The following is a 16,172-nucleotide window of genomic DNA, read 5'->3' as shown; positions in this document are numbered from 1 at the left end:
GCCGCCACTACCGTATTCGCGGGTAAACCCGCTCCTACACCTGATCGGGGTTGGACACGCTTTGGTGATTGGGCGCAGGCCCTTGTAGGAGCGGGTTTACCCGCGAATGCAGCGGTGAATTCGACATCGCATTCGCGGGTAAACCCGCTCCTACGGGGGCTCAGTACAAGCCAACCGTCAAATTCCGGGCAAAAAAAACCCCGGACTTCGTATGGGGAGGGGGAAGTTCGGGGTCCAAGTCCGGACCGCTAGGGCGGGGTCCAGATATCTGCCAACACTTAACACAACATAGGAGCATCGAAGGGCTTCACCAGCCATTCAGTTACTCTGAGTTCCGCTTCACCGGTTTAGTTCCGAAACCCATAAAACTATTTGCGATAGTTTCATGAAACTTAAGCACCCCCGGCACTGAGCGGTGCACGGATCCGCGTCACTACGTCGCAGATCCTACACAGTTTTACCTGCTCAATCAGTGAGCTTCGTCCCAATTCGCACCAACGCCTGCTTCGACAAGCAGCGGCACATCCAGCTGGGCGGCCTGACTCATGTGCTGGCGAATTTCATCTCTCACCTGCTGCACCAGGTCCTCGCGTACCTCAAGCACCAGTTCGTCGTGCACCTGCAGGATCACCCGGGCATCCAGCCCGCTCTCGCTCAACCAGTTATCCACTTTGACCATGGCCCGCTTGATGATGTCGGCAGCAGTACCCTGCATCGGCGCGTTGATCGCCGTGCGCTCGGCGCCCTTGCGCAGGGCAGGGTTCTTGGCATTGATGTCAGGCAGGTACAGCCGGCGGCCAAACAGGGTTTCGACAAAGCCTTGTTCGGCCGCCTGGGCACGAGTGCGCTCCATATAGGCCAGCACGCCGGGGTAACGGGCAAAATAGCGGTCGATGTAGTCCTGCGACTGCTTGCGGTCGACGCCGATCTGCTTGGCCAGGCCAAAGGCACTCATGCCGTAGATCAGGCCGAAGTTGATAGCCTTGGCACTGCGGCGCTGGTCGGTAGTGACGTCTTCCAGGGCCACACCGAACACTTCGGCTGCCGTGGCGCGGTGCACGTCCAAGTCGTTGCGGAAGGCATGCAGCAAGCCTTCGTCCTTGGCCAGATGGGCCATGATGCGCAGCTCGATCTGTGAATAGTCTGCCGCCAGCAGCTTGTAACCCGGGCTGGCGACGAAGGCCTGGCGGATACGCCGGCCTTCAGCGGTGCGGATCGGGATGTTCTGCAGGTTCGGGTCGCTCGACGACAACCGGCCGGTGGCCGCCACGGCCTGCTGGTAGGAGGTATGGATACGCCCGGTGCGCGGGTTGATCTGCCCCGGTAACTTGTCGGTATAGGTGCTCTTGAGCTTGCTCAGGCTGCGGTACTGCATCAGCACCTCTGGCAGCGGATAACCTTGCTCGGCCAGTTCGTCGAGCACTGCTTCGGCGGTGGATGGCTGGCCCTTGGCAGTCTTGCTCAGCACCGGCATGCCCAGCTTGTCGTAAAGGATCGCGCCCAGCTGCTTGGGCGAGCCGAGGTTGAACGCCTCACCGGCGAGCTCGTAGGCACGCAGCTCAAGCTCAGCCATCTTAACGCCCAGCTCACCGCTCTGTACCTTCAACAGCTCGGCATCGACCAGTGCACCCTGGCGCTCGATCCTGGCCAGCACCGGCACCAGCGGCATCTCGATATCCATCAGCACCGGTTGCACGCTCGGCGTTTGTGCCAGGCGGGCCTGCAATGCGTGGTGCAGGCGCAGGGTGATATCGGCGTCTTCGGCGGCGTAGGGGCCGGCCTTGTCCAGGTTGATCTGGTTGAAGGTAAGCTGCTTGGCACCCTTACCGGCGATGTCCTCGAAGGCAATCGTGGTGTGGTCGAGGTACTTCTGCGCCAGGCTGTCCATGTCATGACGGGTGGCGGTGGAGTTCAGCACGTACGACTCGAGCATGGTGTCGTAGGCCACACCGCGCATCTCGATGGCGGGGGAGCCATTGGCGAGGATGTTGATGTCGTACTTGGCGTTCTGCCCGACCTTGGCCTTGGCCGGGTCCTCCAGCAGTGGTTTCAGCGCCAGCAGCACGGCCTCGCGGTCCAGCTGGACCGGCGCGCCTTCGTAATCGTGGGCCAGCGGCACATAGGCCGCTTCATGCGGCTCGACTGCGAAGGACAGGCCGACCAACTGCGCCTGCTGGGCGTCCAGGCCGGTGGTCTCGGTGTCGAAGGCAAACAGCGGTGCCTGGCGCAGCTTCTCCAGCCAGGCATCGAAACGGGCCTGGTCGAGAATGGTTTCGTATTTGGGCTCGACCTTGGCCGCAGGCTCCACGGCCGGGGCAACATCGTCACCGGCCTTGGCCGCATCGCGCTGCACTTCGGCGACCCAGCTCTTGAACTCCATCTCGGTGTACAACGCCAGCAGCGCCTCGCGGTCAGGTTCACCGCACACCAGCGCCTCGACCTCCACATCCAGCGGCACGTCAACCTTGATGGTGGCCAGCTCGTAGGACAGGAATGCCGCGTCGCGGTGCTCCTCCAGCTTGGCCGGCAAGGTCTTGGCGCCGCGAATGGCCAGCGCTGGCACTTTGTCCAGGTTGGCGTAAAGGTCGCTGAGACCGCCGCCGATGCCGGTCAACAGCCCCACCGCCGTTTTTTCGCCCACGCCCGGCACGCCGGGGATGTTGTCGACCTTGTCACCCATCAGGGCCAGGAAGTCGATAATGTGTTCCGGGCCGACGCCGAATTTCTCGTGCACGCCAGCCACGTCCAGCACGCTTCCGGTCATGGTGTTGACCAAGGTAATGTGCCCGTCCACCAATTGCGCCATGTCCTTGTCGCCGGTCGAGATGATCACCGGGCGACCCAGGGCGGCGCTGCTGCGCGCCAGGGTGCCGATCACGTCGTCAGCCTCGACACCCTCCACGCACAGCAGCGGGTAGCCCAGTGCCTTGACGCTGGCGTGCAGCGGCTCGATCTGTACCCGCAGGTCGTCCGGCATGCTGGGGCGGTTGGCCTTGTACTCGGCGAACATGGCATCGCGGAAGGTGCCGCCCTTGGCGTCGAACACCACGGCGAACAGGCTGTCGGGGTATTGCTTGCGCAAGCTCTTGAGCATGTTCAGCACACCCTTCACCGCACCGGTCGGCATGCCCTTGGACGTGGTCAGCGGTGGCAGCGCGTGGAAGGCGCGATAAAGGTAGGAGGAACCGTCCACCAGGACGAGGGGCGCTTGGCTCATGAGCAGAATCAACCTTTTCGACGGGTCCGGCGCTAGAATAGCCAGAATCATTGACGACAAAGGGACTAGGTTATCATGCGCACACTCAATCGCCTGTTACTGCTCGGCCTGTTGGCAACCACGCCTGTCGTCACCCTGGCGGCGGACGACGCCCCCTCGGCCGATCCCGAGGTGACCATTCGCACGGAAGGCGATAGAACCATCCAGGAATACCGGCAGAACGGCTTCCTGTATGCGATCAAGATCACGCCGAAAAACGGCAAGCCTTATTTTCTGGTACGCGCCGATGGCACTGATGCCAATTTCATTCGATCCGACCAGCCGGACATGCTGATTCCGTCCTGGAAGATCTTCGAGTGGTAAGCTGACGCGCACCGTTCACATCAACCCGGCACTTCCCGGCGGAAGTGCCCGTATGGGCAATTTTTCATCATGTCAGTCTTCACCCCCGTGACCCGGCCTGAGCTGGAAACCTTTCTGGCGCCGTACGAGCTGGGCCGTCTGCTCGACTTCCAGGGCATTGCCGCCGGTACCGAGAACAGCAATTTCTTCGTCAGCCTCGAACAGGGGGAGTTCGTCCTGACGCTGATCGAGCGTGGGCCCAGCGAGGACATGCCGTTCTTCATCGAGCTGCTCGACACCCTGCACGCCGCCGACATGCCGGTGCCCTATGCCATTCGTGACCGCGACGGCAACGGCCTGCGCGAGCTGTGCGGCAAGCCGGCATTGCTGCAGCCCAGGCTGTCGGGCAAGCACATCAAGGCCCCCAACAACCAGCACTGCGCCCAGGTCGGCGAGCTACTGGCACACATTCACCTGGCCACCCGCGAGCACATCATCGAGCGCCGCACCGACCGCGGTCTGGACTGGATGCTGGCCTCGGGTGCCGAGCTACTGCCACGCCTGACTGCAGAGCAAGCCGCATTGCTGCAGCCGGCGCTGGACGAAATCAGCGCACACAAGGCGCAGATTCTGGCCTTGCCGCGGGCCAACCTGCATGCCGACCTGTTCCGCGACAATGTGATGTTCGAAGGCACCCACCTGACCGGTGTGATCGACTTCTACAATGCCTGCTCCGGGCCGATGCTGTATGACATCGCCATCACCGTGAACGACTGGTGCCTGGATGAGCAGGGGGCAGTAGATGCACCACGCGCCCAGGCGCTGCTGGCAGCCTATGCGGCGCTGCGGCCGTTCACTGCAGCCGAAGCCGAGCTGTGGCCGGAAATGTTGCGGGTAGGCTGCGTGCGTTTCTGGCTGTCGCGCCTGATTGCGGCCGAGTCGTTTGCCGGAATGGATGTGATGATCCACGATCCGAGCGAGTTCGAAGTACGTCTGGCGCAACGCCAGCAGGTGGCTTTGCACCTGCCGTTCGCGCTGTAGACCGCGTCTGCTTCTTCGCGGGTGAACCCGCTCCTACAGGGATAGCGACAGCCTTGAGGGCTGTGCAGTACCTGTGGAAGCGGGCTCACCCGCGAAGGAGCCGGTACAGGCTTACAACTGTTCCAGGCAGCCTGCCAGGTCACCGCCCAGCTTCTCGAGCAAGCGCTCATACCCTTTGCCATCTACCGGATCGGTGCCACCCAAGGCATCCAGCTCGGCCAGGCGCACAGGCAAACCGGCAGTCAGGGTCTCGGCCAGGCGCGGCCGCAGTGGCGGCTCGCTGAACACACAGGTCTTGCCCACTTCCTGAAGACGCTGGCGCATGGCCGCCACATGTTGCGCCCCAGGCTGCACCTCGGATGCCACGCTGAACACGCCCGCGTGCTTCAAGCCATACTCAGCCTCAAAATAATCGAAGGCTTCGTGGAAGACGAAGTACGGCTTGCCGGCAATACCGGCCACCCGAGCCTTGATACGCTCATCCAACGCATCCAGGCGTTCATCGAAGGCCTTCAGGTTGCTCTGATAGCGAGCCGCATTGGCCGGATCGACCTTGGCCAGGTCAGCCGCCATTTTTGCTGCGATTACTCGCGCATTGGCCGACGATAGCCACAAGTGTGCATCAAGACTGCCCGGGCGGTGGTCATGGTCGTGGTCGCTGTGGTCTTCTTCCTCATGGGAATGGCTGTCCTCGCCAAAGTGGCGCAACTTCATGCCCGGCAGCGCCTGAACAGCCACTGTGGCCTTGCTGCGGCTTCCCAGCACACGCGGAAGGAAGTTCTCCATGTCCGGGCCGATCCAGTACAGCAGGTCGGCATCGCCAACCCGCCGCACGTCAGAGGGGCGCAGCGCATAATGGTGGGGTGAAGCTCCGGGCGGCAGCAGCACGTCAGGGCTGCCAAGACCATCCTGCACGGCAGCGGCAATCTGCTGCAGGGGCTTGATACTGGTGAGCACACGCACGTCGGCCTGCGCGGAGAATGCGATGAAAGCGACAAACAGAACCAGGAATCGGGACACGGTGAATACTCGAGTCGTCAGAAACAGGTAACATAATAACGTCTCTGTCCAGAACCGTCGCTGCCCATGTCCATCACACCGCTGGCCAACCGTCCTCACGACCACTCCCATTGCGTACACAGCGCACTGGCTGAAGCCGACGCCTTGTGCACCCGCCAGGGCCTGCGCCTGACCGCCCTGCGCCGCCGTGTGCTGGAGCTGGTGTGGCAAAGCCACAAGCCGCTGGGCGCCTACGACATCCTCGCGGTGCTCAGTGAGCAGGACGGCCGCCGCGCCGCGCCGCCCACGGTGTACCGCGCGCTGGACTTCCTTCTGGAAAACGGCCTGGTGCATCGCATCGCGTCGCTCAACGCCTTCATCGGCTGCAGCCACCCCGAGCACGTGCACCAAGGCCAGTTTCTGATCTGTCGGGCCTGCCATGTGGCCATCGAGCTTGAGCAGAGCAGCATCAGCGAGGCGATCATCAACAGCGCCAAAGGCGTGGGTTTCACGGTCGAGACCCAGACCGTGGAAGTGGTCGGCCTGTGCGGTAGCTGCCGGAGCACGGCATGAGCGACGCCCTGATTCGCCTGGAGCAGGTCGGCGTCACCTTTGGCGGCGAGGCGGTGCTCGACAGCATCGACCTGTCGGTCGCCCCAGGCCAGATCGTCACCCTGATTGGCCCTAACGGGGCGGGCAAGACTACCCTGGTGCGCGCCGTACTTGGCCTGCTCAAGCCACATCGTGGCAAGGTATGGCGCAAGCCCAAGCTGCGCATTGGCTACATGCCGCAGAAGATTCAGGTTGATGCCACGCTGCCGCTGTCGGTGCTGCGCTTCCTGCGCCTGGTGCCCGGTGTAGACCGCGCGGCAGCCTTGTCGGCGCTGCAGGAAGTGGGTGCCGAGCAAGTCATCGACAGCCCGATCCAGACTATTTCCGGCGGCGAAATGCAACGCGTGCTGCTGGCCCGCGCCCTGCTGCGCGAACCCCAGTTGCTGGTGCTCGACGAACCGGTACAAGGAGTAGACGTAGTCGGCCAGACCGAGCTTTACAACCTCATCACCCGCCTGCGTGACCGCCACGGCTGCGGCGTGCTGATGGTGTCCCACGACCTGCATCTGGTCATGAGCGCTACCGACCAGGTGGTGTGCCTGAACCGCCACGTGTGCTGCTCGGGCCACCCTGAGCAAGTCAGCGGTGATCCGGCATTCGTCGAGCTATTCGGCAAGACAGCACCGAGCCTGGCCATCTACCACCATCATCACGACCACAGCCACGACCTGCATGGCTCGGTAGTCGCCCCTGGCACCCATGTTCACGGAGAGCACTGCAAGCATGGCTGACTTTCTTCTCTACGCCTTGCTTGCCGGCTTGTCCCTGGCACTGGTTGCAGGCCCACTGGGCTCCTTCGTGGTATGGCGGCGCATGGCCTATTTTGGCGACACCCTGTCTCATGCCGCGCTGCTCGGTGTGGCCCTGGGCTTTGCCCTGGACGTCAGCCCGGCACTGGCAGTAACCGTGGGCTGCCTGTTGCTGGCGATTCTGCTGGTGACATTGCAGCAACGCCAGCCGCTGGCCTCCGACACCCTCCTGGGCATCCTGGCCCCCAGCACCTTGTCGCTGGGCCTGGTGGTGCTGAGCTTCATGCACGATGTGCGCATCGACCTGATGGCTTACCTGTTCGGCGATCTGCTGGCCATCAGCCCCACCGACCTGGCCTGGATCCTCGGCGGCAGTGCACTGGTCCTGCTGCTGCTCGCTGCGCTGTGGCGGCCGCTGCTGGCGGTTACCGTGCACGAAGAACTGGCCATGGTCGAAGGCCTGCCCGTGGCCGGGCTGCGCATGGCGCTGATGCTGCTGATCGCAGTGGTGATTGCGGTAGCCATGAAAATCGTTGGCGTTTTGCTGATCACCTCACTGCTGATCATCCCTGCGGCTGCGGCACAGCGGCACGCCCGCTCACCAGAGCAGATGGCCTTGGGTGCCAGCCTGCTGGGCGTCTCTGCGGTCTGCGGCGGCCTGGCCATGTCCTGGTTCAAGGACACCCCCGCCGGGCCGTCGATCGTGGTCTGCGCCGCGGTGCTATTCTTGCTGAGCCTGGCCCTGCCAAAACGCTGAAAAGCAGGGCGTGTGCAGGCACGCCTTGCAACCTTTGGCCGGTAAAGGGTCTGTAAGGCCTATTTTCGAGCGTGCGCACCTGGGTGTAGACTTGCTCGCTTTTTGCGCAAATAGAGAGTCGCAGGAATGAAGCCGTTCGCCTCCCGTTATCTGCTTGTTGCCGCGTTTTCCCTGATCCTGGCTGCCTGCTCCAATGCGCCGGTCGACCAGGCCACCGCACCTGCCCAAGCAGATGCCTGGCAGCAGTTGCAACAGAACATCGCCAGCAACGAGCTGGCTACCGCCGAAGACCAGCTTGCAGCACTGCAGGCCCAGTCGCCGGATGATGCACGCCTGGAGCAATACCAGCGCCAATTGGCCGAAGCCTACCTGCAACGCAGCCAGATCGTCCTGCAGAAGGGCGATGTGAACGCGGCAGCTACTGCGCTGGCCCGTGCCCGGGCACTGATGCCGCAGGCGCCAGCAGTGACCGGCGGGGACGCCGTGACCCAGGCCCGCAAGGCCGAGCTGGAAAAGGCCGAGGCTGCGCTGAAGGCCGCCGAAGCCAAGCCCAAGGCACGCATCATCGACCCGACAGCGCCGAGCACCGTGGTGGCCTTGAAGACCACCGACAGCCGCGGGCTGCGCCGCCAACTGGACGACATTGCCGCGGATGTGGTGAATTACCAGTGTGAGGTGGTATTCCAGGTGCCGCGCACCGAGGATGCACCTTGGCTGAAGACCTTGCTGGAAAAACGCGTGCGCAAGATCGACGATGGGTTCGAGCTGAAGCAGAAGCATGAAATCCAGCGCTCGTTGCCGGCACAGGTGGTACTGGTCCCGCATCAGCAGTAAAAGCTTCGCGGGTAAATCCGCTCCTACAGCAGGAGCGGGTTTACCCGCGAAAAGGTCTTATCAGGCAGGAACAGCTTCAGCAGCCGCCTCCCGTTCCCACACCCGGTGACCTTCTACCGCTTTGACAAAGGCATCCACTGCCTTCTGCTCATCCCCAAGCAACAGCCCCTTGTCCTCCTTGAGCCCCAACGATTTCACCAATTCCTTGGTCAGCACCAGCGCCTTCAGGTGCTTGTAACCCTCCAGCAAGAAATGCTTGGCCAATCCGCTAGCCGCCAGCGCATCCGTAGAAGCCTTGCCCGCAGGCACGACAATCCCGTCGAACATGATCGAAGGCATCCCCTCCATCGACGCCGCTACTGGCAGTTGCTTGCCATCCGCCGCCTTCACCGGCGCCGAGGTCGGCCCCAGCAGCATCGGCCGGGCACTGTGCGCTTCCAGGGCCTTTACCAGTTTGTCCACGCTGACAGCGTCCACGCCATCGGCCACCAGCACGGCAATCTTGCGCCCCTTGATACCCACTGAACCTGGGTGGTTCATCTGGCTCAACGCAGGCGATTGCGCCAGCTGGCTACCCTTCACCTGCACCGTACCCGCTTTCGGCGCAGGGAGGCCCAGGTTGGCCGCAACTGCCGCCGCCAGCTTCAAGTCGATGTTGGCAAGAATTTCATTCACTTCCCGGGCACGGATATGTTCACGCTCCACTTTGCCCAACTCGAAGCTGTAAGCCTTGATGATGTGCTGTTGCTCGGTCGGGCTCATGCTCTGGAAGAACAGCCGAGCCTGCGAGAAGTGATCGCCGAACGACTCACTGCGCTGGCGAATCTTGTGCGCATCGATACGCTCCTGATAGCTCTCGAAGCCGCCGTCTTGCGCCGCAGGCGGGGTTTCCTTCGGCCAGCCGCCGTCAATCGAGTTGGGCTCGTAGGAAGCCCGGCCCTTGTGCACGACGTGCTGGTGCAGCGCATCACGCTGGTTGTTGTGGTTCGGCGATACCGGCCGGTTGATCGGTATCTGGTGGAAGTTCGGCCCACCCAGGCGGCTGATCTGGGTATCGGTGTACGAGAACAGTCGGCCCTGCAGCAGCGGGTCGTTGGTAAAGTCGATACCCGGTACGATATGGCCGGGACAGAACGCAACCTGTTCGACTTCGGCAAAGAAATTGTCCGGGTTACGGTTGAGCACCATCTTGCCCAGCGGCGTGACGGGTACCAGTTCCTCGGGGATGATCTTGGTCGGGTCCAACAGGTCGAAGTCGAATTTGTGTTCGTCAGCCTCAGGCACAATCTGCACGCCCAGTTCCCATTCCGGGTAGTCGCCGGTTTCGATGGCTTCCCATAGGTCACGGCGCTGGAAGTCGGTGTCCTTGCCCGCCAGTTTCTGGGCTTCGTCCCACAGCAGGGAATGCACGCCCTGACTTGGTTTCCAATGAAACTTGACGAAGCTGGCCACGCCCTCGGCATTGATCAGGCGGAAAGTATGCACGCCAAAGCCTTCCATCATTCGAAGGCTGCGCGGGATGGCGCGGTCAGACATGGCCCACATGACCATATGAGCCGACTCCGGCACCAGCGATACGAAATCCCAGAAGGTGTCATGAGCCGAACCGCCGGTAGGTATCTCGTTGTGTGGCTCTGGCTTGACCGCGTGGACAAAATCGGGGAACTTGATGGCATCCTGGATGAAAAACACCGGCATGTTGTTGCCAACCAAGTCGAAATTGCCTTCATCTGTATAGAACTTGACGGCAAAGCCACGCACATCTCGCACCGTATCGCCAGAACCGCGTGGGCCCTGAACCGTCGAGAAGCGGACAAAAACCGGGGTGATCTTTTCCGGATCTTGCAGGAAGCCGGCCTTGGTCAGCTCGGCGTGGTTGCCATAGCTCTGGAAGAACCCGTGTGCCCCGGTACCGCGGGCGTGCACGATGCGCTCGGGGATACGCTCATGGTCGAAGTGGGTGATCTTCTCGCGCATGATGAAGTCTTCAAGCAGCGACGGCCCGCGATCACCCGCCTTGAGGGAGTTCTGGTTGTCAGCAATGCGCACGCCTTGGTTGGTGCGCAGCGCATGCCCGGTCGCATCGCTGCGGTCGGCCTCCAGGCTCTGCAGCTTGGCATTGGTATTGGCCCGGTCGGGGGTCTGGGTGCCGGCGGCCTCGCTGTGCTTGGGCGCATCCGTTTTCTTGCTGGGCATGATCGGCTCTCCTCATCAGTCTTAAGGCGTGCCCGTTCAGGGCTTGTGCAAGTAGTGACTGGAGGGCGTTGCCGAGCGTTCAATCAGGATTACCGGTTGTCGCGATATGCCCGATGGATTGGTGCATGACGAAATAAATGCTAAGAACAGCTATGGGAAAAGGCTAAAATGCGCGACCCCAGCTAACCGCTGACCCAAATTTCAATGCGCCCCACAAGGTTCGCTACGTGATCGAGTTCCAACAGGTACATAAAACCTACCGCGTTGCCGGTAGGGAAATCCCCGCACTGAATCCGACCAGCCTGACCATCGAAGATGGCCAGGTGTTCGGCCTGATCGGCCATTCCGGCGCCGGCAAAAGCACCATGCTGCGCCTGATCAACCGCCTGGAGGAGCCCTCCGGCGGCACGATCATCGTCGACGGCGAAGACGTCACCGCGTTCAACGCCAGCCAGTTGCGCGGCTTCCGCCAGCAGGTCGGGATGATTTTCCAGCACTTCAACCTGCTGGCCTCCAAGACCGTCGCCGACAACGTCGCCCTGCCGCTGGCCCTGGCCGGCGAGCTGTCGCGCAGCGAAATCGACAAGCGCGTCACCGAGCTACTGGCTCGCGTTGGCCTGTCGGACCACGCCAAGAAGTACCCGGCACAGCTGTCCGGTGGCCAGAAGCAGCGCGTCGGTATCGCCCGCGCCCTGTCGACCAACCCGAAGATCCTGCTATGCGACGAGGCCACCAGTGCCCTCGACCCGCAAACCACGGCCTCAGTCCTGCAACTGCTGGCCGAGATCAACCGTGAACTGAAGCTGACCATCGTGCTGATCACCCACGAGATGGACGTGATCCGCCGTGTCTGCGACTGCGTGGCAGTGATGGACGCCGGTAAGATCGTCGAGCAAGGCTCGGTGGCCGAGGTGTTCCTGCACCCGCAGCACCCCACCACCAGGCGCTTCGTCCAGGAAGACGAGCAGGTCGACGAAGGCGAGCAGCGCGACGACTTTGCCCACGTTCCAGGCCGTATCGTACGCCTGACCTTCCAGGGCGACGCCACCTACGCGCCGCTGCTGGGCACCGTAGCCCGCGAAACCGGTGTCGACTACAGCATCCTCGCCGGGCGTATCGACCGCATCAAGGATGTCCCCTATGGCCAGCTCACTCTCGCCCTGATCGGCGGAGACATGGAAGCGGCGTTCGCCCGCTTCAAGGCAGCTGACGTACATATGGAGGTACTGCGTTGATGGACGCTCTGAGTTTCTTCGCCAACGTCGACTGGGCCGAAATCTGGCTGGCCACCGTCGATACCATGATCATGCTGTTCGGCTCGCTGTTCTTCACCGTGCTGCTAGGCCTGCCACTGGGTGTGCTGCTGTTCCTCTGCGGGCCAAAGCAGATGTTCGAACAAAAAGGCGTCTATGCCCTGCTGTCGCTGGTGGTCAACATCCTGCGCTCGCTGCCATTCATCATTTTGCTGATCGTGATGATCCCGTTCACCGTGCTGATCACCGGTACCTCGCTGGGCGTTGCAGGCGCCATCCCGCCGCTGGTGGTGGGTGCCACGCCGTTCTTTGCACGCCTGGTTGAAACCGCCCTGCGTGAAGTGGACCGCGGCATCATCGAGGCCACCCAGTCGATGGGCGCCACCACCCGCCAGATCATCACCAGTGCGCTGCTGCCGGAGGCCCGTCCGGGCATCTTCGCGGCCATTACCGTGACCGCCATCACCCTGGTTTCTTACACCGCCATGGCTGGTGTGGTGGGTGCCGGTGGCCTTGGCGACCTGGCTATCCGCTTCGGTTACCAGCGTTTCCAGACCGATGTGATGGTAGTGACCGTGGTACTGCTGCTGGTACTGGTTCAAGTCCTGCAGAGCGTGGGCGACAAACTGGTCGTGCATTTTTCCCGTAAGTAACCCCAATGGGGTCGGCCTGGCCGACCCGTTCGGGGGCCGTCGCGGCCCTCACAAGGAGTGATCAATGAAGAAGCTGCTTGCTGTCGCTGCCGCTGTCGCGGCCTTCTCGGCCCAGGCCGATACCCTCACCGTCGCCGCCACCCCGGTGCCGCACGCCGAGATCCTCAACTTCGTCAAACCACAACTGGCGAAAGAAGGCGTAGAGCTGAAGGTCAAGGAATTCACCGACTACATCCAGCCGAACGTGCAGGTGGCCGAAAAGCGCCTGGACGCCAACTTCTTCCAGCACCAGCCTTACCTGGATGAGTTCAACAAGGCCAAGGGCACCAGCCTGGTGAGCGTGGCCGGCGTGCACATCGAGCCACTGGGCGTGTATTCGACCAAGATCAAGAAGCTGGACGAGCTGTCCTCCGGTGCCACCGTGGTCATCCCCAACGACGCCACCAACGGCGGCCGCGCCTTGCTGCTGCTGGACAAGGCTGGTGTGATCAAGCTCAAGGACAACAAGAACATCCTGTCGACCGTGAAGGATGTTGCCGAAAACCCGAAAAACGTGAAGTTCCGTGAGCTGGAAGCCGCCACCATCCCGCGTGTGCTGACCCAGGTAGATGCAGCCCTGATCAACACCAACTACGCGCTGGAAGCCAAGCTGAACCCGGAAAAAGACGCGCTGGCCATCGAGGGCAGCGACTCGCCTTACGTGAACATCCTTGTTGCCCGCCCGGACAACAAGGACTCGGACGACATGAAGAAACTGGCGGCTGCACTGCACTCGCCCGAGGTGAAGCAGTTCATCATCGAGAAGTACAAAGGCGCTGTGGTTCCGGCGTTCTGAGCCGAACTATCACGCTGGACTCTTCGCGGGTAAACCCGCCCCTACACACATCGTTGTAGGAGCGGGTTTACCCGCGAAGCGTTTGGGGCTGACTCAATCCCGCTTGACCAGCCCAGGCAACTGCGCCCCCAGCTTCTGGTTGTTGAACGGCGCCCGAATGAACCCCCGCTGTCGCCCATCCGGCCCGACAATCGCCAGGTTACCGCTGTGATCCACGGTATACCCCGGCTTGCTGGTATCCGCAGGGATGAACGGAATGCTCAAGGCATTGGCCAGCTTCTGGGTATCCTCGATCGACCCCGCCACCCCGACAAAGTCCTTGTCGAAATAGCCCAGATACTGCTTCAGCTGGTTCGGCGTATCGCGGTTAGGGTCCACACTCACCAACACCACCTGCAGCCGGTCGACGGCATCCTTGGGCAGCTCGCTCTTCACCTGGCGCAGCTGGGCCAGAGTGGTCGGGCAGATATCCGGGCAGTAGGTGTAGCCAAAGAACAGCAGCGACCATTTGCCCTTGAGGGCATCCATCTGCACCGGCTGGCCGTCCTGGTTGGTCATGGTGACATCGGCCACGGCGCGGCTCTGCGGCAGCAGGATGATGCCCGCATCGATCAGTTCGGCAGGGTTAGGCTGGTCACGACCATTAAGCACCTTGTTGACGGTAAGGCCCATGATCAACGCGACCAGGGCAACGAGGATGAAGACGGTTTTCTGGGTTCGGGTCATAGGTTCAGCAACAGGTAGTGGTCAAGAAGCAACGCAATGAACAGCGCGAACAGGTAGCCGATAGAGTACTTGAAGGTGCCGATCGCCGCGTGCGGCCGGCTGCTACGGTACAACACCCAGGCCCAATGCAGGAAGCGCAGGCCCAAAGCCAGGGCACAGGCCAGGTACAGCGGGCCACTCATGTGGATGGCATACGGGAGCAGGCTCACTGCCAGCAAGATCAGGGTGTACAGCAGGATATGCAGCTTGGTGTAGTACTCGCCATGGGTCACCGGCAACATCGGGATATCGGCCTTGGCGTATTCTTCCTTGCGGTGGATGGCCAGCGCCCAGAAATGCGGCGGGGTCCAGGCGAAAATGATCAGCACAAGCAGCAAGGGTTCGGCACTGACATGGCCGCTTACCGCCACCCAGCCGAGCAACGGCGGAGCGGCACCGGCCAGGCCACCGATGACGATGTTCTGGGGCGTGGCGCGCTTGAGAAAGCCAGTGTAGAGCACCGCATAACCGAGTAATGAGGCCAGGGTCAGCCAGGCGGTGAGGGCGTTGGTGAACATCAGCAGCAGGACCATGCCCAACAGGGCCAGGGCCAAGGCGAACAACAGCGCCGGCAGTGGCTCGACTCGGCCTTGGGCCAAAGGCCGTTTGTGGGTGCGCGCCATCAGCGCATCGATGCGCCGATCCACCACATGATTGACCACCGCCGCGCCACCCGCGCACAGGCCAATGCCCAGGTTGCCAAACAACAGCACGCTCCAGCTGACGCCCGCCCGGGTGGCCAGGAACATGCCCGCCAGCGAGGTGATCAGCATCAGCACCACCACCTTGGGCTTGGTCAGCTCAAGGTAATCGCGCCAGCGAGCCCGTCGTACGCTTAGAAGCGTCGCCACGAGTCGTTCCTCATATGATGGGAAATGCCCACCCCGACCACGGGCCGCAGACGCCAGCCATGGCCGACACCCACTCGAACCTTGTCGACCACTCGAATGCGGTAGTTCACCAGCACCATGCTCAGCAGCAGCATCGCCCCGCCGGCATTGTGCGCAACAGCCACCGCCAGCGGCAGGTGGAACACCACGTTGCTGATGCCCAGGCCCACTTGCAGGGCCAGCGCCAGCAGCACCAGCCGCGCCAGGCCGGGGAGACCACAGCGGTGCAGCTTCCAGCTGAGCATCAGCAGCACGCAGGTCACCAGCAGCGCGCCCAGCCTGTGGCTGATGTGGATGGCCGTGCGCGCATCACTGTCCAGCTGTCCGCCCAGGTAATTGGGGCCGACGTGCTGGGTCAGGTGGAAGCCGTTGCTGAAGTCCGCCGCCGGCCACCACTGGCCATGGCAAGTCGGCAGGTCGATGCAGGCCACGGCGGCGTAGTTGGCGCTGACCCAACCGCCCAGGGCGATCTGGCCGATTACCACCAGCAGCGCCAGCGCAGCGATCCGGCGCAGGCTCAGCGGCAGTTTCGGCAAGGGCGCAAAGGCCCGGGACAGACGCAGAGACAACAGGAACAGCAAGCTCAACGTGGTAAAGCCACCCAGCAAGTGCGCCGTGACCACCTGCGGCCATAGCTTCAGGGTGACCGTCCACATACCGAAGGCTGCCTGGGCCAGCACCACACCCAGTAGCAGCATCGGCAGGCGATAAGGCTGCCCATCACGGGCATGCCGGCGCATTGCCTGGAAAGCGAGCAGGGCGATCACCACGGCCAGACTACCGGCAAAGTAGCGGTGGACCATCTCGGCCCAGCCCTTGGCAGCTTCCACCGGGTGCTCAGGAAAGTGCAGCTCGGCATGGGCCAACTGCGCTTCACTCTTGGGCACGCTGATAAACCCATAGCACCCCGGCCAGTCGGGGCAACCGAGGCCGGCGTGGGTCAGGCGGGTATAGGCACCGAGCAGGACGACCAGCAGTGCCAGCAGGGTGGCGAACACAGCAAGGCGAAATCCAGGTCTGGCCATGGCA

15 protein-coding genes are annotated in these 16,172 nt (G+C 62.4%); 9 read left to right on the top strand and 6 right to left on the bottom strand.

Features of this window, described 5'->3' with window-relative positions:
• Window positions 1–469: 469 nt before the first annotated feature.
• Window positions 470–3,217 carry a DNA polymerase I gene (gene polA / locus ACF8GF_RS15055; RefSeq protein ID WP_176683015.1) on the bottom strand — a complete coding sequence of 916 codons (2,748 nt, stop codon included), beginning with the start codon at window positions 3,215–3,217 and terminating at the stop codon, window positions 470–472.
• Between the two features lie 75 nt (window positions 3,218–3,292).
• Between polA and ACF8GF_RS15050 the strand changes: the two genes are divergently transcribed.
• Both ACF8GF_RS15050 and ACF8GF_RS15045 read left to right on the top strand, forming a co-directional pair.
• A complete protein-coding gene (locus ACF8GF_RS15050; RefSeq protein WP_176683014.1) occupies window positions 3,293–3,580 on the top strand; it encodes a DUF2782 domain-containing protein in 288 nt (95 codons plus the stop codon).
• Between the two features lie 69 nt (window positions 3,581–3,649).
• Entirely contained in the window at window positions 3,650–4,600 is a 951-nt protein-coding gene (locus ACF8GF_RS15045) for a homoserine kinase (protein ID WP_176683013.1), read from the top strand.
• 111 nt (window positions 4,601–4,711) lie between these two features.
• Here the strand turns inward: ACF8GF_RS15045 and ACF8GF_RS15040 are convergent, their stop codons facing one another.
• Window positions 4,712–5,620: a zinc ABC transporter substrate-binding protein gene (locus ACF8GF_RS15040; RefSeq protein WP_392487819.1), complete on the bottom strand. Its 909-nt coding sequence runs from the start codon at window positions 5,618–5,620 to the stop codon at window positions 4,712–4,714.
• A 66-nt stretch (window positions 5,621–5,686) separates the two neighbouring features.
• On the opposite strand from ACF8GF_RS15040, the gene zur reads away from it, so the two are divergent.
• From zur to ACF8GF_RS15020, 4 genes are all read left to right on the top strand, one after another.
• A complete protein-coding gene (zur, locus tag ACF8GF_RS15035; protein WP_176683011.1) occupies window positions 5,687–6,172 on the top strand; it encodes a zinc uptake transcriptional repressor Zur in 486 nt (161 codons plus the stop codon).
• The gene (gene znuC, locus ACF8GF_RS15030) at window positions 6,169–6,942 is read left to right on the top strand and encodes a zinc ABC transporter ATP-binding protein ZnuC (RefSeq protein WP_003253004.1); all 774 of its coding nucleotides are present in this window, start codon (window positions 6,169–6,171) and stop codon (window positions 6,940–6,942) included. The genes zur and znuC overlap by 4 nt, the downstream gene beginning before the upstream one ends.
• Entirely contained in the window at window positions 6,935–7,717 is a 783-nt protein-coding gene (gene znuB / locus ACF8GF_RS15025) for a zinc ABC transporter permease subunit ZnuB (protein ID WP_176683010.1), read from the top strand. Before znuC ends, znuB begins: the two co-directional genes overlap by 8 nt.
• A 126-nt stretch (window positions 7,718–7,843) precedes the next feature.
• Window positions 7,844–8,551, top strand: coding sequence for a PA5502 family lipoprotein (locus ACF8GF_RS15020; protein ID WP_392460498.1), 708 nt, complete (start codon window positions 7,844–7,846; stop codon window positions 8,549–8,551).
• 60 nt (window positions 8,552–8,611) lie between these two features.
• Here ACF8GF_RS15020 and katE read toward each other — a convergent pair whose 3' ends face one another.
• On the bottom strand, window positions 8,612–10,747 hold the full coding sequence (gene katE, locus ACF8GF_RS15015; RefSeq protein ID WP_392460497.1) for a catalase HPII: 2,136 nt from the start codon (window positions 10,745–10,747) through the stop codon (window positions 8,612–8,614).
• Between the two features lie 227 nt (window positions 10,748–10,974).
• Between katE and ACF8GF_RS15010 the strand changes: the two genes are divergently transcribed.
• From ACF8GF_RS15010 to ACF8GF_RS15000, 3 genes are all read left to right on the top strand, one after another.
• Window positions 10,975–11,982, top strand: a complete 1,008-nt coding sequence (locus ACF8GF_RS15010; RefSeq protein WP_176683007.1) for a methionine ABC transporter ATP-binding protein — start codon at window positions 10,975–10,977, stop codon at window positions 11,980–11,982.
• Window positions 11,982–12,653, top strand: coding sequence for a methionine ABC transporter permease (locus ACF8GF_RS15005; protein ID WP_021784592.1), 672 nt, complete (start codon window positions 11,982–11,984; stop codon window positions 12,651–12,653). The genes ACF8GF_RS15010 and ACF8GF_RS15005 overlap by 1 nt, the downstream gene beginning before the upstream one ends.
• Window positions 12,654–12,717: 64 nt before the next feature.
• Window positions 12,718–13,488, top strand: coding sequence for a MetQ/NlpA family ABC transporter substrate-binding protein (locus ACF8GF_RS15000; protein WP_010951512.1), 771 nt, complete (start codon window positions 12,718–12,720; stop codon window positions 13,486–13,488).
• A gap of 93 nt (window positions 13,489–13,581) precedes the next feature.
• Here the strand turns inward: ACF8GF_RS15000 and ACF8GF_RS14995 are convergent, their stop codons facing one another.
• The 3 genes from ACF8GF_RS14995 to ACF8GF_RS14985 are packed head-to-tail and all read right to left on the bottom strand — an operon-like array spanning window position 13,582 to window position 16,168.
• Window positions 13,582–14,214 (bottom strand): SCO family protein, encoded by a 633-nt coding sequence (locus ACF8GF_RS14995; protein ID WP_021784590.1) that lies wholly within the window; start codon window positions 14,212–14,214, stop codon window positions 13,582–13,584.
• Window positions 14,211–15,104: a heme o synthase gene (gene cyoE, locus ACF8GF_RS14990; RefSeq protein ID WP_392460495.1), complete on the bottom strand. Its 894-nt coding sequence runs from the start codon at window positions 15,102–15,104 to the stop codon at window positions 14,211–14,213. Before cyoE ends, ACF8GF_RS14995 begins: the two co-directional genes overlap by 4 nt.
• On the bottom strand, window positions 15,089–16,168 hold the full coding sequence (locus tag ACF8GF_RS14985) for a heme A synthase (RefSeq protein WP_020191166.1): 1,080 nt from the start codon (window positions 16,166–16,168) through the stop codon (window positions 15,089–15,091). Before ACF8GF_RS14985 ends, cyoE begins: the two co-directional genes overlap by 16 nt.
• Window positions 16,169–16,172 lie beyond the last annotated feature (4 nt).

It is taken from the genome of Pseudomonas sp. yb_5 (assembly GCF_043103865.1).
Lineage (GTDB): Bacteria > Pseudomonadota > Gammaproteobacteria > Pseudomonadales > Pseudomonadaceae > Aquipseudomonas > Aquipseudomonas putida_Y.
The sequence above is the reverse complement of the archived record's forward strand: the minus strand, read 5'-3'. Positions and strand labels throughout refer to the sequence as shown.

What these genes read in the sequence shown, in the direction of transcription:
- polA (WP_176683015.1), bottom strand. Translation starts at nt 3,217, where the DNA reads ATGAGCCAAGCGCCCCTCGTCCTGGTGGACGGTTCCTCCTACCTTTAT.
- ACF8GF_RS15050 (WP_176683014.1), top strand. Translation starts at nt 3,293, where the DNA reads ATGCGCACACTCAATCGCCTGTTACTGCTCGGCCTGTTGGCAACCACG.
- ACF8GF_RS15045 (WP_176683013.1), top strand. Translation starts at nt 3,650, where the DNA reads ATGTCAGTCTTCACCCCCGTGACCCGGCCTGAGCTGGAAACCTTTCTG.
- zur (WP_176683011.1), top strand. Translation starts at nt 5,687, where the DNA reads ATGTCCATCACACCGCTGGCCAACCGTCCTCACGACCACTCCCATTGC.
- znuC (WP_003253004.1), top strand. Translation starts at nt 6,169, where the DNA reads ATGAGCGACGCCCTGATTCGCCTGGAGCAGGTCGGCGTCACCTTTGGC.
- znuB (WP_176683010.1), top strand. Translation starts at nt 6,935, where the DNA reads ATGGCTGACTTTCTTCTCTACGCCTTGCTTGCCGGCTTGTCCCTGGCA.
- ACF8GF_RS15020 (WP_392460498.1), top strand. Translation starts at nt 7,844, where the DNA reads ATGAAGCCGTTCGCCTCCCGTTATCTGCTTGTTGCCGCGTTTTCCCTG.
- katE (WP_392460497.1), bottom strand. Translation starts at nt 10,747, where the DNA reads ATGCCCAGCAAGAAAACGGATGCGCCCAAGCACAGCGAGGCCGCCGGC.
- ACF8GF_RS15005 (WP_021784592.1), top strand. Translation starts at nt 11,982, where the DNA reads ATGGACGCTCTGAGTTTCTTCGCCAACGTCGACTGGGCCGAAATCTGG.
- ACF8GF_RS15000 (WP_010951512.1), top strand. Translation starts at nt 12,718, where the DNA reads ATGAAGAAGCTGCTTGCTGTCGCTGCCGCTGTCGCGGCCTTCTCGGCC.
- ACF8GF_RS14995 (WP_021784590.1), bottom strand. Translation starts at nt 14,214, where the DNA reads ATGACCCGAACCCAGAAAACCGTCTTCATCCTCGTTGCCCTGGTCGCG.
- ACF8GF_RS14985 (WP_020191166.1), bottom strand. Translation starts at nt 16,168, where the DNA reads ATGGCCAGACCTGGATTTCGCCTTGCTGTGTTCGCCACCCTGCTGGCA.